At 69.6% G+C, this 20,515-nt stretch carries 18 protein-coding genes and 1 tRNA gene; 16 read left to right on the top strand and 3 right to left on the bottom strand.

Annotated elements, in window-relative coordinates; genetic code table 11:
- The first annotated feature begins 27 nt into the window (after positions 1-27).
- From ACFV9C_RS40415 to ACFV9C_RS40425, 3 genes are read left to right on the top strand one after another with little or no spacing between them, the layout of a single operon-like run.
- The gene (locus tag ACFV9C_RS40415; protein ID WP_380202538.1) at positions 28-357 is read left to right on the top strand and encodes a YciI family protein; all 330 of its coding nucleotides are present in this window, start codon (positions 28-30) and stop codon (positions 355-357) included.
- Positions 354-1,544, top strand: coding sequence for an RNA polymerase sigma factor (locus ACFV9C_RS40420; RefSeq protein ID WP_380202540.1), 1,191 nt, complete (start codon positions 354-356; stop codon positions 1,542-1,544). The genes ACFV9C_RS40415 and ACFV9C_RS40420 overlap by 4 nt, the downstream gene beginning before the upstream one ends.
- A gap of 18 nt (positions 1,545-1,562) precedes the next feature.
- A complete protein-coding gene (locus ACFV9C_RS40425) occupies positions 1,563-2,129 on the top strand; it encodes a maleylpyruvate isomerase family mycothiol-dependent enzyme (protein WP_380202542.1) in 567 nt (188 codons plus the stop codon).
- Here ACFV9C_RS40425 and ACFV9C_RS40430 read toward each other — a convergent pair.
- Complete coding sequence (locus ACFV9C_RS40430; RefSeq protein ID WP_380202544.1) at positions 2,126-3,625, bottom strand: serine hydrolase domain-containing protein; 1,500 nt, start codon at positions 3,623-3,625, stop codon at positions 2,126-2,128. The genes ACFV9C_RS40425 and ACFV9C_RS40430 overlap by 4 nt on opposite strands.
- A gap of 97 nt (positions 3,626-3,722) precedes the next feature.
- Here ACFV9C_RS40430 and ACFV9C_RS40435 point away from each other — a divergent pair, with 97 nt between their 5' ends.
- Positions 3,723-4,256, top strand: a complete 534-nt coding sequence (locus ACFV9C_RS40435) for a hypothetical protein (RefSeq protein ID WP_380202546.1) — start codon at positions 3,723-3,725, stop codon at positions 4,254-4,256.
- Here ACFV9C_RS40435 and ACFV9C_RS40440 read toward each other — a convergent pair.
- Complete coding sequence (locus ACFV9C_RS40440) at positions 4,242-5,303, bottom strand: aldo/keto reductase (protein WP_380202548.1); 1,062 nt, start codon at positions 5,301-5,303, stop codon at positions 4,242-4,244. The two genes, ACFV9C_RS40435 and ACFV9C_RS40440, sit on opposite strands and share 15 nt — an antisense overlap.
- Positions 5,304-5,415: 112 nt before the next feature.
- On the opposite strand from ACFV9C_RS40440, the gene ACFV9C_RS40445 reads away from it, so the two are divergent.
- Positions 5,416-6,279, top strand: coding sequence for an AraC family transcriptional regulator N-terminal domain-containing protein (locus ACFV9C_RS40445; protein ID WP_380202550.1), 864 nt, complete (start codon positions 5,416-5,418; stop codon positions 6,277-6,279).
- Positions 6,280-6,650: 371 nt separating this feature from the next.
- Here ACFV9C_RS40445 and ACFV9C_RS40450 read toward each other — a convergent pair.
- A tRNA-Arg gene (locus ACFV9C_RS40450) sits at positions 6,651-6,722 on the bottom strand.
- Between the two features lie 80 nt (positions 6,723-6,802).
- On the opposite strand from ACFV9C_RS40450, the gene ACFV9C_RS40455 reads away from it, so the two are divergent.
- From ACFV9C_RS40455 to rpmE, 11 genes are all read left to right on the top strand, one after another.
- Positions 6,803-7,636, top strand: a complete 834-nt coding sequence (locus ACFV9C_RS40455; RefSeq protein ID WP_380202552.1) for a hypothetical protein — start codon at positions 6,803-6,805, stop codon at positions 7,634-7,636.
- 122 nt (positions 7,637-7,758) lie between these two features.
- Positions 7,759-7,944 carry a PspC domain-containing protein gene (locus ACFV9C_RS40460; RefSeq protein ID WP_380202554.1) on the top strand — a complete coding sequence of 62 codons (186 nt, stop codon included), beginning with the start codon at positions 7,759-7,761 and terminating at the stop codon, positions 7,942-7,944.
- A gap of 44 nt (positions 7,945-7,988) precedes the next feature.
- A complete protein-coding gene (locus ACFV9C_RS40465; protein ID WP_380202556.1) occupies positions 7,989-8,516 on the top strand; it encodes a hypothetical protein in 528 nt (175 codons plus the stop codon).
- 65 nt (positions 8,517-8,581) lie between these two features.
- Positions 8,582-10,240, top strand: coding sequence for an arginine--tRNA ligase (gene argS / locus ACFV9C_RS40470; RefSeq protein ID WP_380202558.1), 1,659 nt, complete (start codon positions 8,582-8,584; stop codon positions 10,238-10,240).
- Entirely contained in the window at positions 10,237-11,643 is a 1,407-nt protein-coding gene (gene lysA / locus ACFV9C_RS40475) for a diaminopimelate decarboxylase (protein WP_380202560.1), read from the top strand. Before argS ends, lysA begins: the two co-directional genes overlap by 4 nt.
- Positions 11,640-12,938, top strand: a complete 1,299-nt coding sequence (locus ACFV9C_RS40480) for a homoserine dehydrogenase (protein ID WP_380202562.1) — start codon at positions 11,640-11,642, stop codon at positions 12,936-12,938. Before lysA ends, ACFV9C_RS40480 begins: the two co-directional genes overlap by 4 nt.
- Positions 12,939-12,943: 5 nt before the next feature.
- Positions 12,944-14,008, top strand: coding sequence for a threonine synthase (gene thrC, locus ACFV9C_RS40485; protein WP_380202564.1), 1,065 nt, complete (start codon positions 12,944-12,946; stop codon positions 14,006-14,008).
- 9 nt (positions 14,009-14,017) lie between these two features.
- Complete coding sequence (thrB, locus tag ACFV9C_RS40490) at positions 14,018-14,977, top strand: homoserine kinase (RefSeq protein ID WP_380202566.1); 960 nt, start codon at positions 14,018-14,020, stop codon at positions 14,975-14,977.
- 328 nt (positions 14,978-15,305) lie between these two features.
- Complete coding sequence (gene rho / locus ACFV9C_RS40495; protein WP_380202568.1) at positions 15,306-17,513, top strand: transcription termination factor Rho; 2,208 nt, start codon at positions 15,306-15,308, stop codon at positions 17,511-17,513.
- 230 nt (positions 17,514-17,743) lie between these two features.
- On the top strand, positions 17,744-20,164 hold the full coding sequence (locus tag ACFV9C_RS40500; RefSeq protein WP_380202570.1) for a bifunctional YncE family protein/alkaline phosphatase family protein: 2,421 nt from the start codon (positions 17,744-17,746) through the stop codon (positions 20,162-20,164).
- A 107-nt stretch (positions 20,165-20,271) separates the two neighbouring features.
- Positions 20,272-20,478, top strand: coding sequence for a 50S ribosomal protein L31 (gene rpmE / locus ACFV9C_RS40505; RefSeq protein ID WP_209693871.1), 207 nt, complete (start codon positions 20,272-20,274; stop codon positions 20,476-20,478).
- The last annotated feature ends 37 nt before the right edge of the window (positions 20,479-20,515 follow it).

Here is a 20,515-nt window from a genome sequence, read left to right on the forward strand (position 1 = left end):
CGACGCTAGACCTGCGAGGATGAGGGCGTGAAGTACCTGCTGATGATTGCCGGCGACGAGTCCGCGGCCGCGCACGCGAACGACGGGTGCGGCGGCTGGACCGAGGAGATGGAAGCGCGCGGCGTGCTGGCCGGCGGGGCCGGACTGCGGCCGGCGGACGAGGCGACCACGGTCCGGGTGCGGGACGGCGACGTGCTGCTCACGGACGGGCCGTTCGCGGAGACCAAGGAGCAGATCGGCGGCTTCGTGCTGATCGACTGCGCCGACCTGGACGAGGCGATCGAGATCGCGGCGAAACACCCGGCGGCGGGCTACGGCACGATCGAGATCCGGCCGGTGTTCGAGCCGCCGGTGTGACGTTCGAGGAGATCTACCGGCAGGAGTGGAGCCAGGTGGTCGCCACCCTGATCCGCGTGACCGGTGACTGGGAGCTGGCCGAGGAGTGCGCGCAGGAAGCGTTCGCCGCGGCGCTGCAGCGCTGGCCTTCCGATGGGGTGCCGGATCGCCCTGGAGCGTGGCTGACGACGACAGCGCGCAACCGTGCGATCGACTGGCTGCGGCGGGAGGCTGTGGGGGCTACCAAGCTGCAGCAGGTGGCTGCGCTGGGCGTTGAGCCGTCAGAGCCGGCGTACGACGTACCGGACGACCGGCTGCGGCTCATGTACACCTGTTGTCATCCCGCGCTCGCGATGGAGGCCAGGGTGGCGTTGACGCTGCGGACACTGGCCGGTCTGAGTACGACGGAGATCGCACGCGCGTTCCTGGTGCCGGAATCGACCATGTCCAAGCGGTTGACCCGTGCCAAGCAGAAGATCCAGCACGCCGGCATCCCGTACCGCGTGCCGCCCGCACACCTGCTGCCTGAGCGCACACCCGCCGTACTGGCTGTGCTGTACCTGCTGTTCAACGAGGGGTACTCCGACGTCGTCCGGAGCCAGCTGAGTAGTGAAGCGATCAGGCTGGCACGGCTGCTCGTCCAGCTGATGCCCTCCGAACCGGAGGCCGGTGGACTGCTCGCGCTAATGCTGCTGCATGACTCCCGCCGGAACACCCGACTAGCGCCAGACGGCGCACTCGTCACGCTGGAGGAGCAGGACCGTACCCAATGGGATCACGGGCAGATCGCTGAGGGCACACAGGTCCTGGACACTGCGCTAGGTCTCGGTGCTCCCGGTCCGTACCAGATCCAGGCGGCGGTTGCGGCCTGCCACGCGACCGCGCGTACTGCGGACGACACGGACTGGCCGCAGATCGCTGGGCTCTACGCCCAGCTCCCACAGACACCTGTGATCGCGCTGAACCGCGCCGTAGCGATCGGTATGGCTGACGGTCCCGACGTAGGTCTACGCCTGGTCGAGGAGCTCGCGGCCGGTCCACTGACCGGCTACCACCTGCTCCCGGCGACCCGGGCGGACTTCCTCCGCCGGCTGAACCGTCCGACCGAGGCCGCTACCGCGTACCGCGAGGCCTTCGACCTCGCGGGCACCGAAGCCGAACGCCTGTACCTGCAGAAAAGGCTGAAAGAGGTGTCTGTCCCGCGCTGACCCGTTCGTCGGTGGGGTATGACGGACATCAGAAGTGCTGTGGCGGGTGAACGGACCGACCTGGCGAACATCCTGGCCGGGCTGGCCGAGACAGACTGGGACAAGCCGTCCCTGTGCGCGGGCTGGCGGATCCGTGAGGTGGTCGCGCACATCACCATGCCGTACCGGATCCCCATGCCGCGGTTCCTGGCCGGGATGGTGCGGGCCGGCGGCAACTTCAACCGGTACGCCGACCGGCAGGCGCGGCAGGACGCGTCGACGATGACCTCGGCCGAGCTGGTCGACTGTCTGCGGCAGAACGTCGACAACCCGTGGAAGCCGCCGGGCGGGGGCTACGAGGGCGCCCTGTCGCACGACGTGATCCACGGCCTCGACATGACCGTTGCACTGGGCATCGACCGCCAGGTACCGCTGGACCGGCTCCGGCGCATCCTCGACGCAATGAAGCCACGGCAAATCAAGTACTTCGGCGTGGACCTTACCGGCGTACAGCTGCAGGCCACGGACCTCGACTGGACCTACGGTGCCGGTGAGCCACGCACCGGCACCGCACAGGACCTCCTGCTGCTAATGAGCGGCCGCTAAAGAACGCGACGGCTGAAGGCCGATGCCTTGCGCGTACCAGCAGCGTGGAAGCGGAACAGCCGGCCGCCGTCGCGCAGCCACGCAACCTTGCCGTCGTCGCCGCGGACGAAGTTGGCGCGGGTGTGCGAGGGCGTACCGTCCGGGTTGAGCGCCAGGACGTAGTCCTTGCGGTAAAAAGCGAAACGGAGCATCGTCTGACCGCCCACGCTCGCCACCAGTTCGCCGTCCTCGGCCTTGACGTCCAGCCCGATGTCCTCGGGCTTACCGTCGAATCCGATCTGCTGAGCGACGTACGTCCCCTCGTACTCCGCCAGCCGCGCCTGCGGCAGCTCCCGCGGTACGGCGGGCAGGTTGTTCACTCCTCCGAACTCCTGCAGCGCCCAGTCATCAGCGAACAGCTCAGCGACCAGGAACGGCCCGCTTTCCGAGTTGGTGAGCAACGTGATCGCGAAGTCCCGCTCCGGTACGAACAGGAACCCGGAGTGCTGTCCTGACCAGTCACCACCGTGCTGTACGACGATCGGTCCCTGGGCTGTCGGACGCAGCATCCAGCTCACACCGACACCGTTCAGCTCTACGAACAGCGTGCCACCCGGACCAGGGTGCGACTGCATGGCCCGCCGAGTGCGTTCGCTGATCACCTGGGGGAGGTCGCGGTGCCCGAGCTGAAAGCGTGCGTACCGCAGCTGATCGCGTGCACTCGAGATCAGCCCGCCGACCGCGGACAGCCCGCGCGGCACCCGGTCGAACGACGGCTCCACGACAGGCTTGCCGTCCACGATGTTGTGCGACGCGGCGACGCTGAACCCGGTCAGCTCGCTGCGGAAGTACCGGCTGTGGTTCAGCCCGAGCGGGTCGATGACCAACTCCCGTACGGCGGTCTCGTACGTCTTCCCGTACACGGTCTCGAGGATCAGCCCCGCGACGCCGATCGCGGCGTTGTTGTACGAGAACACCTTCCCGAGCGGTGTCAGCTGCGGGATCTTCGTCATGTCCGCGACGTACTTCGAGAGCGCGTCGTCGCCGTCGCCGGTGTCCTCGAAGTAGTCGCCCTGCCACCCGGCCGAGTGGTTCAGCAACTGCCGCACGGTGACCCGCGCGGAGACAGCCGGGTCCGCGGTCGCGAAGTCCGGCAGGTACGCGCGGACCGGCCGGTCCAGGCTGATCCGGCCGCGCTCGGCGAGCCGCATGATCGCGGTCGCGGTGAATGTCTTGGTGGTCGAGCCGATCCGGAACACGGTGTCCGCAGTCACCGGCTCGTTCGTGTCCACGCTGGTCACGCCGAAGCCGCGGACGTACTCGCGGCCGCGGTACCAGACGCCGAGCCCGGCGCCGGGGATCGCGTACTTGGCCATCCCGTCCTGGATCTTGTCGGCCAGCCGCCCGATCGCGGCGGGTTCGGTGACGGTGGTTGCCGAGGACGGCAGAGTGGTGGCCGCGGCGACCGGTACGGCAGCGGCGGCGGACTTGAGCACGGTACGACGAGTGAGCGACACGTCAACGTCTCCTTGGGCGAGTGAATGGTACCGATGCCGCTATTATTACCACTGTTGGTATCAATGGATATCCTGAAAGAACCCTGATGGAGAGCCGATGGAGGAGTCGCCGACCCCGGTGCTGGACGTCCTGCTGCACCCGATCCGCTGGCGGATCGCGCAGCGCGTACTGGGCCGCGAGGTCACCACCACCGACCTCAAACGGGACCTGCCCGACATCCCGGCGACCACCTTGTACCGGCACGTCGCCGCACTGATCGACGCCGGCTACCTGACCGTCGTCCGGGAACGCAAGGTCCGCGGCACCACCGAACGCACCCTCAGCCTCGACCAGACCAAGGTCGGCCGCATCGACGCCCGCGAGGCCCGCGCGATGACCCCCGACCAGCACCGCCAGGCCTTCCTGATGATGCTCACCCGCCTGGCCGCCGACTTCGACCGCGTAGTCGAGAACGGCGACCTCTACGAGCGAATGGACCAACTCGGCTACTCACAACTCGCGCTGTACCTGAGCCCAGAAGACCTGACCGACTTCCGCACCCGCTTCGCCACCCTGATCGAGCCCTACCTCGCCGAGTCCCCAGGCAAGGACCGAGTAGTCCTGTCGATGTTCTCGCTACCCGACAGCTGACCGGACAGCTGACCGGACAGCTGACCGGACAGCTGACCGGCGGCGGAGCTCGGCGCGCTCGATCGCGGGCGGCGTGGTCGCGTAGTTGTCTGCCGGGTCGAGCTCGGTGCCCGGCGGGACGATTTCGTCGATCCGGTCGAGCAGGTCCGCGGACAACCGGATTTCGGCACCGGACAACAAGCTGTCGAGCTGTTCCTGCGTACGGGGACCGATGATGACCGAGGTCACCGCCGGATGCTCCCGGACGAAGGCCGTCGCCAGTTGCGGCAGCGTCAGGCCGGACTCGGCGGCGAGGGCGGCCAGCTTCGCCGCGGCGGCCGCCTTGACCTGGCCGGCCGGCGCTGCGGGGTCGTAGCTTGCCGGCCGGAGGGTCGCCCGGTGGCTCGCGGCCGGGTCCGCGCGGCCCGAGAGCCAGCCTCCGTTCAACGGGCTGAACGTCAGCACTCCCAGGTCGTACCGCTGGGCGACCGGGAAGACGGACGCTTCCGCTCGGCGGGTGAAGACCGAGTACATGCACTGCTCGGTCAGGTACCGGTGGGTGCCGCGGCGCTCGGCGGCCCACTGCGCCTCGACGAGCGTCTCGGCCGGGAACATCGAGGAACCGAACGCCAGGATCTTGCCGGCCTGGACCAGATCCGACAGCGCGGCCAGGGTCTCGCCATGGTCGGTGTCGTGGTCCGGGCGATGCAGCTGGTACAGGTCGAGACGGTCGGTGCCGAGCCTGCGCAAGCTGTTCTCGACGGAGCGCACGATCCAGCGCCGGGAGGCTCCGCGCTGGTTCGGGTCCGTGCCCATCGGCATGCCGAACTTGGTCGCGAGCACCACCTCGTCGCGCCGCGTGCGGATCGCCGCACCCACGATCTGTTCGGACTCGCCGCCGGAGTACACGTCGGCGGTGTCGATCAGGTTGATGCCGGCGTCCAGCGCCCGGTTGACGATGCGCGCGGCGCCCGCGTGGTCCTGGTTGCCCATGGCACCGAACATCATCGCGCCGAGGGCGAACTCACTGACGGACATGCCGGTTGCGCCGAGGATGCGTCGCTCCACTGTCGTACTCCGTTCCTGCCGGGGGTCTGTTCTTCGATCAGACCAGTCGACGAGGCGGCGGCGTGAGCGCGATCCTGGCGCGGCCTTGCCAGATCCTGTCAAGCTGGGGGACGTGCATCTGCTCGACGAGCTGAAGGGCCTGATCTGCCGGTATGCAGTCGGGTACGGGCACGAGCACGGCAGGCAGGTGCTGCCGGGGGTGCGAATCAGTCGGCGTGACGCGCAGACCGAGCCGGAAGCAGGTGTGACGGAGCCGTCGGTGGCGATCGTCGCCTCCGGACTCAAGCGGACACTGCTGAATGGGGTGCCCTACGAGTACGGCGCGGGGCAGTATCTGGTGGCCGCACTGGACCTGCCGGTGATCGGCCAGGCTGCGAAGGCGACCCGGGACGAACCGTTCACGGTCGTCAGCCTGCAGCTGGATCCGGCCGAGATCGCGCCGCTTCTGCTGGAGCTGCCGGCGGCTCCGGCACGGTACGGCGGCCTGGTGGTGAGCGACGCGGACGACGAACTGCTCGATCCCGTCGTCCGGCTACTGCGGATCGCGGACCGCCCGGACGACGTCCGGGTGCTGGCTGCGGGCATCCGCCGCGAGATCCTGTGGCGGCTCCTCACCGGCGAGCAGGGCTCGCTGGTCCGGCAGATCGGCCTGGCCGACGGCATGCTCGCACACATCGCCGAAGCGATCCGCTGGATCCGCCGCAACCCCGGTCAGCAGCTCCGGGTCGCCGACCTGGCGGAGCTGGCCGGCATGAGCCCGTCCACGTTCCACCGCCACTTCCGCGCCGCGACGTCGATGACCCCGATCCAGTTCCAGAAGCAGCTCCGCCTCCAGGAGGCCCGCATCCGCCTCAAGACCCGCAGCGCCTCCGCAGCCGCGATCGCCCACGAGGTCGGCTACGCAAGCCCCAGCCAGTTCACCCACGACTACCGAAAAGCCTTCGCCAAAACCCCAGGAGCAGACAGAACCCCCTAACCCTCCACCCACCCCACCCCGCACCCCCACCCCCCACCAAGCGAGCGAGCGCCCCGCACCATGCGAGCGAGGCGAGGCGCCCCGCGCCAAGCGGGCGAGGCGAGGCCTCCTCATCAAGCGAGCGAGGCGAGGCCCCCCGCACCAAGCGAGCGAGCGAAGCGGCCCCCCGAGCGAGCGAAGCGAAGCGCCCTGCACTAAGCGAGCGAGCGAAGCGAAGCGCCCCCGCCAACGAAGTGAGCGGAGCGACCCACAGCGGGGGTCCGGGGGGGCGGAGCCCTCCCGGGGCGGGGTCTGGGGGCTCCGCCCCCAGAAAGCACAACGACCGATCAAAGTGCGAGCAACACCCGCACACAGATCGGCCAGATCGGTCGCGCCCCCGGCAGGATTCGAACCTGCGCACCCGCCTCCGGAGGGCGGTGCTCTATCCCCTGAGCTACGGGGGCTCAGGAACGAGCAGAACATTAGCAGCATGTTCATGCCATTTCCGAATCGGGGGCGGTCGGCGTGGGGTAGAAGTCTGGGCATGCGCAAACTAGGGATCTCTCTTGTTGTCGTGCTAGCCGCCCTCCTTCTACCCACCCAGGCCCAGGCCGTCACCGGATGGCATGTTGTCGGGTCTGACAACGCCCGCCCGCTGGACGAGAGTCAGGGCCTCGCCACGGTCACCCGCGGCGGAAGTACGCAGTACCGCTACACAGGTGTCGGGACCATCCCGTCGGACCTCCTGGTCCGCGGCTGGAACCATGTCGGCGACCCAGGCGCGTCACAGGGCTGGTACGTCGAGCCGTACCAGCGTGACGACCGTGGCGGGAAGCTGTACCGCGTGCAGTCGCCTTCCGGTGCCTGGTCGACCTACACGCACGCCCTGGAGTCCTGGGAGGCGAACAACAACAGCTTCGCCGCGGTGAGCCCGGACGCCCAGTGGCTGGTCACGGGGGAGTGGGGCACGATGGACCGCCTCCTGGTCCTCCCGATGCCCGGTGTGGCTGCCACGGACCCGTCGAAGAACCTCCCGTACGCCGCTGCCGTCCGCCTGGACCACCAGGTCCGCGACGTACAGGGCTGCGACTTCGTGAACGCCACTCAGCTCCTGTGCTCTTCCGACGACCCGGACGGCAGCCTGTTCGGTACGACGAAGCCGCTGCTGCAGGTGGATCTGTCCGCGCCTGTCGGCTCGAGTGATGTCACCGGGCACGTGACCTCGTTGGGGCAGCTCCCGCTGCACAGCAGCTGCTCCGGCAACTTCGAAGTGGAGGGTCTCGACTACTACGAGCCGGACGGCACGCTGCGCGTCGTGGTGATGTCCCCGGGCGTGTGCGTCGGGATCGACAGCAAGACGTACCGGTTCCAGCGTTGAGCTCGGGAGCCCCACCCATCGACCCCTGAGTGGACCCTGGAACCGCGGCGCGGTGGCATCCGGGCCGCCTCGAGCACCGTCATAGTGGAGGTAAGCCCCACGGTGGAAAGGAAACGGTACTCATGGCTAGCTCTCTGGTCCGCCCGTCACACGATCGCTGGATCGGCGGTGTCTGTTCCGGACTCGCTCGCCGGTTCGGTATCTCGGCCAACACGATGCGGCTGATCTTCGTGATCAGCTGCCTGCTCCCGGGCCCCCAGTTCCTGATCTACATCGCGCTGTGGATCCTGATGCCGTCCGAGCGCTGACCCCGGCGACCGGCCGTCCCGGCGTACCTGGCAACCTGGCTCCCATGAGTGCAGGCAGGTGGCGCCGGGCGGTCGGGACGGCAGCCGTCCTGCTGTTCGCCGGCGTCCTGCTCGGTGGGTGCCAGCTCGGCCCCGCGGCGCCCGCGGCCGCCGACCTGCGGACCGCCGCGCCGCCGTGGGACGCTCCCCGGGACGCGGTCTCGTACATCGACAAGGCCGGCTTCGAACGACTCCCGCTGGACTTTTCCGGCCCGTCGCCGTACACGCTGAACATCGCCGTCACCCTCGACGGCCGGCCGGTCCAGGTCGCGGCCGGGATCGGCATCGACAAGCTCCGCGCCGAGCAGGCCGCCGTCCACACCCACACCACCGACGGCGTCGTCTGGGTAGAAGCGAAAACAGCCGCCGAACGCCCCACCCTCGCCCAGTTCTTCACCCTCTGGGGCATCCGGTACGACCCAAACTGCCTCGCAGACGCCTGCGCCGGCCTGACCGTCACGGTCGACGGCAGACCCGCCGCCTGGGACACCCCACTGGTGCGCAACAGTCACATCACGGTGAGTGCTCGGTAGCGCCGCCGTACCGGGCTGTGGATAGCGAGTCAAGGGTTTCGGCCGAAGCCCATTAGGCTGATCCGGTGACTCCGGAACAGCTCGCTGAGAAGATCCTGCAGGCCCTGGCTGCGCTCGCCGCCGATGGCACCATTGCCGTCGAGGGTGGGTTGCCGCGCGAGCTGAAGGTCGAGCGGCCCAAGAACCCCGAGCACGGGGACTACGCCACCAACGTCGCGATGCAGCTCGGCAAGCGCGCGGGGCTGAACCCGCGGCAGTTCGCCGAGCTGCTGGCCGCGAAGCTCCGCGACGACGAGGCGATCACCGCGGTCGACATCGCCGGGCCCGGGTTCATCAACCTGCGGGTCGCGGCGGATGCCCAGGGCAAGGTCGCGCAGGCGATCCTGGACGCGGGCCCGGCGTACGGCACCGGCGACAGCCTGCAGGGCCGGGCGATCAACCTCGAGTTCATCTCGGCGAACCCGACCGGTCCGCTGCACCTCGGCCACACCCGCTGGGCGGCCGTCGGCGACGCGCTGGCCCGGGTGCTGGCCGCGGCCGGCGCGAGCGTGACCCGCGAGTTCTACATCAACGACCGCGGCAACCAGATGGACAAGTTCGGCGCCAGCCTGCAGGCGGCCGCGCACGGCGAGCCGATTCCGGAGGACGGGTACCATGGGGAGTACATCCTCGACCTGGCCAAGCGGATCGTCGCCGAGGTGCCGGGGATCACCGAGCTGCCGGTGGACGAGCAGGTGATCGCGTTCCGTGAGGCGGGGTACGAGCGCCAGCTCAAGGAGCAGCAGGAGCAGCTCGAGCACTTCCGGACCAAGTTCGACGTCTGGTTCTCCGAGCGCAGCCTGCACGAGCAGGACGGCGTACCGCACGCGATCCAGAAGCTCCGCGACCAGGGCCACCTGTACGAGGCCGACGACGCGCTGTGGATGCGGACGACGGACTTCACCGACGACAAGGACCGGGTGCTGATCCGGTCGAACGGCGAGCCGACGTACTTCGCCTCCGACGCGGCGTACTACGTGAACAAGCGCGAGCGCGGCTTCGAGACCTGCGTGTACATGCTCGGCGCCGACCACCACGGCTACGTGAACCGGCTGAAGGCGATCGCGGCCTGCGCCGGCGACGACCCCGAGCACAACATCGAGATCCTGATCGGCCAGCTGGTGAAGATCCTCAAGGGCGGCCAGGAGATGCGGCTGTCCAAGCGGGCCGGCACGATCGTCACGCTCGCCGAGCTGGTCGAGGAGGGCGGCGTCGACGCGCTCCGTTACACCCTCTGCCGCTACCCGGCCGACTCCCCGCTGACCCTGGACATCGAGGAGATGACCCGCCAGGCCAGCGAGAACCCGGTGTTCTACGTGCAGTACGCGCACGCCCGGCTGGCCTCGATCCTGCGGAACGCCGACGAGCTCGGCATCAAGCTGGACGAGTTCGACCCGGGCCTGCTCAGCCACGAGCGCGAGGGCGACCTGCTCCGCGCGCTGGCGGAGTTCCCGCGGGTGGTCGCGACCGCCGCCGAGCTGCGCGAGCCGCACCGGATCGCGCGCTACCTCGAGGACACCGCGTCCGCGTTCCACAAGTTCTACGACAGCTGCCGCGTGCTGCCGCGCGGCGACGAGGAGGTGGAGCCGGTGCACAAGGCTCGCCTGACCCTGGTCTCCGCGACCCGGACCGTGCTCGCCAACGGGCTCGACCTGCTCGGCGTCTCCGCACCGGAGCGGATGTGAGGGCGCACGAAGCGGGCGCGCTGCACGCCGACCTCGGCCACCGGGCACCGCCCTGGCTGCGCGCCCCCCGCGACCCCAACGAACTGGTCCCGGCGCTCTGGTCGACGAACACGAAGAAGGACGCCGAAGGCGCGCTCGTGGTCGGCGGTGTCGACGTCCGCGACCTGGTCGCCGAGCACGGCAGCCCGGCGTACGTCCTGGACGAGGACGACTTCCGCGCCCGGGCGCGGGCCTTCAAGCACGCGTTCAAGGACGTCGACGTCTACTACGCGGGCAAGGCCTTCCTGTGTACGACGGTCGTCCGCTGGGTGATGGAGGAGGGCCTGAACCTCGACATCTGCAGCGGGGGAGAGCTGGCCGTCGCGCTCCGGGCGGGCGCCGACCCGAAGCGGCTCGGGTTCCACGGCAACAACAAGTCCGAGTCCGAGCTGGCCCGCGCGCTGGACGCGGGCGTCGGCCGGATCGTCGTCGACTCGCAGTACGAGATCACCCGGCTGATCGAGCTGGCCGCCGAACGCAACACGGTCGCCCCGGTAATGGTCCGGGTGACGGCCGGCGTCGAGGCGCACACCCACGCGTACATCGCGACCGCGCACGAGGACCAGAAGTTCGGCTTCTCGATCACTTCCGGCGCGGCCTTCGAGGCCGTTGCCCGGATCAACGAGGCGCCGGAGCTCGAGCTGCTCGGGCTGCACTCACACATCGGTTCGCAGATCTTCGACTCGTCTGGGTTCGAGGTCGCCGCGAAGCGCGTGATCGCCTTGCACGCAAGGGTTTCCGAGGAGATCGGCGTGGACATGCCGGAGCTCGACCTGGGCGGCGGCTTCGGGATCGCGTACACCACCCAGGACGATCCGTCGGACCCGGCGCAGCTGGCCACCGAGATGGGCAAGATCGTCGAGCACGAGTGCCACGAGCACGACGTACCGGTCCCGCGGGTCTCGGTCGAGCCCGGCCGCGCGATCGTCGGCCCGGCGATGTGCACGGTGTACTCGGTCGGCACCGTCAAGGAGGTCGAGCTGGACAACGGCGCGGCCCGGACGTACGTGTCGGTGGACGGCGGGATGAGCGACAACATCCGCGCCGCGCTGTACGACGCCGACTACTCCTGCACGCTCGCCAACCGGTACTCCGACGCCGGGCCGACGCTGGCCCGGGTGGTCGGCAAGCACTGCGAGGCCGGGGACATCGTCGTCAAGGACGAGTTCCTGCCCGCCGACGTCCGGCCCGGCGACCTGGTCGCCGTACCGGGTACCGGCGCGTACTGCCGGTCGATGGCGAGCAACTACAACCACGTGCCGCGGCCACCGGTGATCGCGGTCAAGGACGGCCGAACGCGCGTCGTGGTACGCCGTGAGACCGAAGACGACCTGCTTCTCCTCGACATGGGGGCCGCCGAATGAAGAACGACGACAAACCGCTCAAGGTGGGCCTGCTCGGTTGCGGAGTGGTCGGCACCGAGGTGGTGCGGATCCTGACCGAGCAGGCGGACCATCTGGCAGCCCGCGTCGGCGCCCGGCTGGAGATCGCGGGGATCGCCGTCCGGCGGGCCGGCCGCGAGCGCGACATCGCGGTCGACCCGGGCCTGATCACGACCGACGCGCAGGCGCTGGTCTCGCGCGGCGACCTGGACCTGGTGATCGAGGTGATCGGCGGCATCGAGCCCGCGCGCGGGCTGATCCTGACCGCGCTCGAGCACGGCGCCTCGGTCGTCACCGCGAACAAGGCACTGCTCGCCGAGGACGGCCCGACGCTGTTCGCGGCCGCCGAGAAGTACCAGCGCGACCTGTACTTCGAGGCCGCGGTGGCCGGCGCGATCCCGATCCTGCGGCCGCTGCGCGAGTCGCTGGCCGGCGACGACGTCGTCCGGGTGATGGGCATCGTCAACGGCACCACGAACTACATCCTCGACAAGATGGACAGCACCGGCGCCGGCTTCGACGAGGCGCTCGAGGAGGCCCAGGCGCTCGGGTACGCCGAGGCCGACCCGACCGCGGACATCGAGGGATTCGACGCCGCCGCGAAGGCCGCGCTGCTCGCCAGCCTCGCGTTCCACACCCGGGTGTCGATCGCCGACGTGCACCGCGAGGGCATCACCGAGGTGACCGCGACCGACATCGCGTCCGCCCGCGAGATGGGCTGCGTGGTGAAGTCGCTGGCGATCTGCGAGCTGGACGAGGCCACCGACTCGGTGAGCGCCCGGGTGTACCCGGCGATGATCCCGGTCACGCACCCGTTGGCCAGTGTTCGGGACGCGTACAACGCGGTTTTCGTGGAAAGCAAGGCAGCTGGGCGGCTGATGTTCTATGGTCGTGGTGCCGGCGGCGCCCCGACGGCCAGTGCCGTCCTCGGGGATCTGGTGTCCGCCGCGCGCAACCGGCTCAAGGGTGTGCCGGGAGTCGGCGAGTCGTCGTACACCCAGCGGGCCGTGCGGCCGATGGGCGACGCGACGACCCGCTACCACGTGTCGCTGGACGTGGCCGACAAGGCCGGTGTGCTGGCGGCGGTGGCCCAGGCGTTCTCCGAGCACGACGTGTCGATCCAGACCGTCCGCCAGGAGGGCCGGGGCAGCGACGCGCAGCTGGTGGTGGTCACCCACACCGCGACCGATGCCGCGTTGTCCGCGACCGTGGAGTCCTTGCGGGACATGGACATCGTCCGTGAAGTCAGCAGTGTGATGCGGGTAGAAGGCGAGTAGGTCTGATGGTTCACCAGTGGCGTGGCGTGATCGAGGAGTACAGAGACCGGCTTCCCGTCTCGGCGGACACGCCGGTGGTCACGCTCGGCGAGGGCGGGACGCCGCTGGTGGCCGCGCAGTGGCTGAGCGAGCAGACCGGCTGCGAGGTGTGGCTGAAGGTCGAGGGCAACAACCCGACCGGCTCGTTCAAGGACCGCGGTATGACGGTCGCGATCTCGCTCGCCGCGCAGGCGGGGGACAAGGCCGTGGTGTGCGCCTCGACCGGTAACACCTCGGCATCGGCGGCGGCGTACGCCGTTCGGGCCGGAATGCTGCCGCTGGTGGTGATCCCGGCCGGGCGGATCGCGAAGGGGAAGCTCGCGCAGGCGGTCGTGCACGGGGCGAAGCTGGTGCAGATCGACGGCGGGTTCGACGACTGTCTGCGGATCGTGCGCGAGCTCGGGAAGAACTACCCGGTCGCGCTGGTGAACTCGGTGAACCTGGTGCGGCTCGAGGGGCAGAAGACGGCGTCGTTCGAGGTGTGTGACGCGCTGGGCGACGCGCCGGACCTGCATCTGCTGCCGGTCGGGAACGCGGGGAACATCGCGGCGTACTGGAAGGGGTACCAGGAGTACGCCAAGGACAAGCTGGCGACGCGGACGCCGAAGATGTGGGGTTTCCAGGCGGAGGGCGCGGCGCCGATCGTGCGCGGTGCGATCGTCGAGAAGCCGGAGACCGCGGCGACCGCGATCCGGGTCGGGAACCCGGCGTCCTGGACGCTGGCCGAGGCGGCGCGGGACGAGTCCGGCGGGCGGATCGAGATGGTCACCGACCAGCAGATCCTCGACGCCCAGCGCGAACTCGCCGCCCGCGAGGGCGTCTTCGTCGAGCCGGCCTCCGCGGCCGGCGTCGCCGGCCTGCTGCTGGCCAAGTCCAACGGCGACCTTCCGGGCGGCTCCACCGTCGTGATCACCGTCACCGGTCACGGCCTGAAGGACATCGACACCGCCCTGTCCCACGCCACCTTCGAAGAACCACCGGTCACCCCGGCAGACACAGACGCAGTCGCCCGCCTCGCCGGCCTCGCCTGAGCAGCCGTGATGGAAGACGAGTCGAACACCCCCGCCCTGCCCACACCAGCTGACTCGGCTGGGCGGCCGCTGCAGGTGAGCGGGCGGCGGGTGTGTGATCAGGTTCGGGTTCGGGTGCCGGCTACCAGTGCGAATCTTGGGCCTGGGTTCGATGCGTTCGGGTTGGCGCTGACGTTGTACGACGAACTGGTGGTCACCCCGGGTGGGTCCGGGGTGACGGTTCAGGTCAGCGGGTGTGGTGAGGGGGAAGTGCCGCTGGACGAGTCGCATCTGGTGGTGCGGTCGATCCGGGCGGGGCTGGACGCGTTGGGGGCTTCGGTCCCGGGGTTCGCGTTGCGGTGTGAGAACAGGATCCCGCACGGGCGCGGGCTCGGGTCGTCGTCGGCGGCGATCGTCGGCGGGCTGGCGGCGGCGTACGCGCTGGCCGGCGAGCAGCTCGACCGCGAGCGCCTCGTCGTACGCGCGAACGAGATCGAGGGGCACCCCGACAATGTCGCCGCGGCAGCACTCGGAGCGTTCACTATCGCTTGGCTAGAAGGCGAAACCGGCCGCGCGGTGAAGTTGCAACCGGCGGCTGGAATTGCTGCGACTGCTTACGTACCGGACAACCGCGTGCTCACCAAGGAGGCGCGCGGGCTGCTGCCGAGCGTTGTTTCCCACAGTTCAGCGGCGGCGAATGCGGGGAAGGCTGCGCTGCTCGTCGCTGCGCTGACAGGACGGCCGGAGCTGCTGTTCACCGCGACCGAGGACCTGCTGCACCAGGAGTACCGCGAGCCGGCGATGCCGGAGAGCCTCGCGCTGGTGCACAAACTGCGCGGCAGCGGCCTGGCCGCGATCATCAGCGGCGCCGGCCCCACGGTCGCCGTACTGGGTGCTGCGAGTACGCCGGACGCGCCGGACGGCTGGACCAGGTACGAGCTCGGGATCGATCCAGTCGGCGTACAGGTCTGGTCGATGGAGGCGGGCTGACCGGGGAATGCGCCGCGACGGACACGCGTTGAACTTGATGGAGTCGGCAGAAGGACCTCTAGTGGTGCTAGTCTCGACTCACCCGATCCCCTCCAGGTGATCGGTGTGCTCTCGTCACGATCCGGGCTGTGCTCCCGGCACCCTGTGTTGTGTGGCGACCCTCCTGTGGATGTGACCTTGCGCCGCCTGCGTCGGAGATGTCCGGGGGGACTCAGATCGAGCGAGAGCCCTCCTGTATCCCGCGTGCCCGTTGTGTGGCCGTGGGTGGAATGAAATTTGGTCGATGCGCCGTGCAGGCGTTCGACGATCCGTGTGGGAAGGACCTCACGTGACAGAAACTGTTGAAGCCTCCAGCGCAGCCGACGCAGCGGCCACCACCGCCACGCGTCGCCGGAAAGCTGGCGGCGGCCTCGAGGGCATGCTGCTCCCCGAGCTCAAGCAGCTCGCCGGGACGCTCGGCATCAAGGGCACCGGCGCACTGCGCAAGGGCCAGCTGATCGAGGCGATCAAGGCCGCTCAGGCGGGGTCTCCCGCGGGTGGCTCTACCGGCCGGACCCGGGCGAAGGCTACCCAGCCGACGCTCGACGAGGCGGCCGAGGCGCCGGCGGCGAAGACCGCCGAGGCGCCGGCCAAGCGCGAGGGCGGCAGTCGCCGGACCCGCGCCGCCGCGCAGAAGGACGCGGCCCCCGACGCGGCGCCGAGCGAGGCGCCCGTCCAGCAGAACGTGCAGCACGCCGTACCGAACGACGCCCGGCAGCACGACGCCCGGCAGCACGACGCCCGGCAGAACGGCGCCGCCCCCGAGGCCGCGGTCGAAGCGCCCGCGGCGCGGCAGACCCAGCCGGAGCCGGCCGTGCAGCACGGCGCCGACGAGCGGACCGACGACCGTGGCGAGAGCCAGGCGCGCAACCGCGACCGGAACAGCAACCGGAGCCGCGACAACCAGAACCGGGACAACAACCGGGACGGTCAGCGCGACGGCAGCCGGGACCAGGGCCGTGAGCAGACCCGCGACAGCCAGGGCCGCGACAGCCAGGGCCGTGACGGCCAGAGCCGCGACAGCCAGGGCCGCGACGGCGGCCGGGACCAGAGCCGTGAGCCGAGCCGCGACAACCAGGGCCGCGACGGCAACCGCGACGCCGGTCGCGACACTCAGCGGAACCGGCAGGACCGACAGGACCGGCAGGATCAGAACGATCGTGGCGAGGACGGCGAGGGCCGTCGGCGGCGGCGCCGGGGCCGCGACCGGGACCGGACCCGCGACGGCCAGAGCACCCGCGACAGTGGGCGTGACGGTGGGCGTGACAGCGGCCGGGACAACACCCGCAACCGCGGCCGCGGCGAGCGGTACGACGCCGAGCCGACGATCACCGAGGACGACGTACTGGTCCCCGCGGCCGGCATCCTCGACGTACTCGACAACTACGCGTTCGTCCGGACCAGCGGCTATCTGCCGGGCCCGAACGACGTGTACGTCGCACTCTCGATGGTGAAGCGCTACGGCCTCCGCAAGGGCGACGCGATCACCGGTGCGGTGAAGCAGCCGCAGGAGGGCGAGCGCAAGGAGAAGTTCAACCCGCTGGTCCGGATCGACACCGTCAACGGTGCGGACCCGGAGATCGCCAAGCAGCGGCAGGACTTCAACAAGCTCACCCCGCTGTACGCGACCGAGCGGCTCCGGCTGGAGACCGAGCCGGGCATCCTGACCACCCGGATCGTCGACATCGTCAGCCCGATCGGCAAGGGCCAGCGCGGCCTGATCGTCTCGCCGCCGAAGGCCGGTAAGACGATGGTGCTGCAGGCGCTCGCGAACGCGATCACCACGAACAACCCCGAAGTGCACTTGATGGTCGTGCTGGTGGACGAGCGGCCCGAAGAGGTCACCGACATGCAGCGCACGGTCAAGGGCGAGGTCATCGCCTCGACGTTCGACCGGCCGGCCGACGACCACACCACGGTCGCGGAGCTGGCGATCGAGCGGGCCAAGCGGCTGGTGGAGCTCGGCCACGACGTCGTCGTACTGCTGGACTCGATCACCCGGCTGGGGCGGGCGTACAACATCGCCGCGCCGGCCAGCGGGCGGATCCTGTCGGGTGGTGTGGACTCGTCCGCGCTGTACCCGCCGAAGCGGTTCTTCGGTGCGGCCCGCAACATCGAGGACGGCGGTTCGCTGACGATCCTCGCGACCGCGCTGATCGAGACCGGCTCGAAGATGGACGAGGTGATCTTCGAGGAGTTCAAGGGCACCGGCAACATGGAGCTCCGGCTGCGCCGCGAGTTCGCCGACCGGCGGATCTTCCCGGCGATCGACGTGGTCGCCTCCGGTACCCGCCGCGAGGAGCTGCTGATGTCGAAGGACGAGACCCAGGTGGTGTGGAAGCTGCGCCGGGTGCTGTCCGCGCTCGACGGGCAGGCCGCCCTGGAGCTGCTGATCGGCAAGCTCAAGGAGAGCAAGTCGAACATCGAGTTCCTCCTCCAGGTCAACAAGACCACCCCCTCCACCGGCGGCACGCACAGCACAACGAACGGCGACTGACAATGGCGGTGGTGTGGGGTGGTCAACAAGACCACCCCGTCCACCGGCGGCGCGCACAGCACAACGAACGGCGACTGATGGAAGGCTGGGGGAGGCTGGCGGCCTCCGCCTTGTCGGTTGCTGAGGGTAGCTGAGAGAAGTTGTTCCAGGGGTTCATCTGGACCTCACTGAAGGTTTCTCCCCGGTGGAGATGACTATCCCGTCAAGTACTCACTTCGGCGGGAGTTGTAATGCGCACAAGATGGCGACTGGCCACGGCCGCCGGGATCGCCCTGGCGGCGGTCACCGGCGTCGCGGTCGCGAACGTGGTGCCGGCCCGGCACGCGGGACCGCAACCCGACGGTACGGCGAACACGACGTACGGCTGGCGGGTGACGCCGGCCGGCGACCAGACCAAGCTCGGCGAGAAACCGTTCGGTTCGGCGCTCAGCCCGGACGGCAAGTACCTCGCGATCAGCAACGACGGCACCCGGACGCAGAGCCTCTCGCTGGTCGAGGCCGCGACCGGCAAGGTCGTCCAGAACCTCCCGTACGCGAGCCCGGAGGCCCTCTTCATCGGCCTCGCCTGGAGCCCGGACGGCAGCAAGCTGTACGCCGCGGCCGGCGGCAACGACAAGATCCGCGTCTACACGCAGGCGAGCGGCCTGCTCACCGAGACCACCCCGATCGCGCTGCCGAAGGGCACCTTCCCGGCCGGCCTCACGCTGAACGCCGACGGCAGCAAGCTGTACGTCGCCGGCAACGGCGCGGCCGCGATGTCCGCGATCGACACCGCGACCGGCACGGTCCTCGGCAAGGTCGCGACCGGCCCGAACCCGTTCACCGTCGGCCTCACCGCCGACGGCAAGACGGCGTACGTCTCGAACTGGGGCACCAGCACGGTCTCGGCCGTCGACACCGCGACCCTGACCGTCCGCAAGACCGTCACCGTCGGGAGCCACCCGACCGCGATCCTACGGAACCCGGCCACCGGCGAAATGCTCGTCGCGGTCACCGACGCCGACAAGGTGATCGGCATCGACCCGGCCACCGACGCGATCACCCGCACGATCGAGCTGGCGCCGTACCAGCATGCCCCGGTCGGCTCCAGCCCGCAGGACCTGGCGCTCGACGGGACGACGCTGTACGTCGCGAACGCCGGCAACAACGACGTCGCGGTCGTGAACCTGCGGACCAACCACGTCACCGGGCTGATCCCGACCGGCTGGTACCCGACCACCGTCACCGTCACGCGGGACCACAAGCACCTGCTGGTCACGAACGCGAAGGGCCTCGGCGCCGGCCCGAACCCGGGCGGCCCGCAGCCGACGAACCCGGTCGTCGACTACTCGCAGTACGTCGCCTCGATGATCATGGGCACGCTGTCGAGCATCGCCGTACCGAGCCGCGACCAGCTCGCCCACTACACGAAGCAGGTGCGCGAGAACGACGGCTTTGACGGCGCCACGCACCCGAACGGCCCGGCGAACGTCGTCCCGGTCCGGCCGGGCGACCCGAGCCCGATCAAGCACGTGATCTACGTGGTGAAGGAGAACCGCACGTACGACCAGGTGTTCGGCTCGCTCGGCAAGGGTGACGGCGACCCGTCGCTGAACCTGTTCGGCGACGACTCCGCCCCGAACCAGCGGCAACTGGCGCGGCAGTTCGTCACGCTCGACAACTTCTACGCCGACGGCGCGGTGTCGTCCGACGGCTGGGAGTGGGCGACCGCGTCGGAGTCGAACGCGTACAACGAGCACCTCTGGCCGGTCGCGTACAGCGGCCGCGGCCGGAGCGACGACGTGTACACGAACCAGGCGACCGATCCGGGCAAGCTCACCGGCGACTCGCGGATCTGGGACCGGCTCGACGACGCCGGCATCCCGTACCGCAACTACGGCATGTGGGCGGGCGGCCCGCTGCCGGCCAAGGTGTTCGCGACCGAGCCGCGGCTGGCCGCGCACACCGACCCGAACTACGCCGCCCAGAACGGCGACATCCGGGACAACTCGCGCGTCGACGAGTGGCTGAAGGAGTTCAACGCGTCCGGCAGCCTGCCGACGATGCAGTTCGTCCGGCTGGCCAACGACCACACGTTCGGTACGTCGGTCGGCAAGCCGACGCCCAAGGCCGCGGTGGCCGACAACGACCAGGCGCTCGGGCGGATCGTGGACGCGGTGTCGCACAGCAAGTACTGGAAGGACACCGCGATCTTCGTCACCGAGGACGACGCGCAGAACGGCCCGGACCACGTCGACGCGCACCGGACCGTGGCGCTGGTGATCAGCCCGTACACGCAGACCGGCAAGGTCGACTCGACCATGTACAGCACGGTGTCGATGATGCGCACCATGGAACTGATCGCCGGGATCGGCCCGCTGACCCAGTTCGATGCCGGGGCGACCCCGATGACCGCGAGTTTCACTCCGAAGCCGGACCTGGCGCCGTACGATGCCCGGACGCCGTCGCAGTCGCTGGACGAGAAGAACACCGCGTCGGCGCCGCTCGCCGCGGAGTCGTCGACGATGGACTTCAGTCAGGCGGACAAGGCGCCCGAGCAGCAGCTGAACGAGGCGATCTGGCAGAGCGTGAAGGGTGCCGGCAGCCCGATGCCGGCGCCGCGGGGCGCTCCGGCGAGCGGGGCGGAGGCGGCCGAGGAGGGCGGGCGCTGACCCCGGATTTCCGCGTCGTCGGGCGCTCATGGCACACTAGATGGCTGGTTCCGGTTCACGTTCGTACCGTGCGGACGACCCGGGGCACCTGATCCTAGGAGACTGTCTTGAAGAGCGACATCCACCCGACGTACGTGGAGACCACGGTGACCTGCACCTGTGGCGCCACGTTCACGACGCGCTCGACCGCGGAGAACGGCGTCATCCACGCCGACGTGTGCTCGCAGTGCCACCCCTTCTACACCGGCAAGCAGAAGATTCTGGACACCGGTGGCCGGGTCGCCCGCTTCGAGAAGCGGTACGCGAAGAAGTAGTTGCCTGACCGCGCGCCGGTTCCGCAGTCACTTGCGG

The organism is Kribbella sp. NPDC059898 (assembly GCF_042730855.1).
Lineage (GTDB): Bacteria > Actinomycetota > Actinomycetes > Propionibacteriales > Kribbellaceae > Kribbella.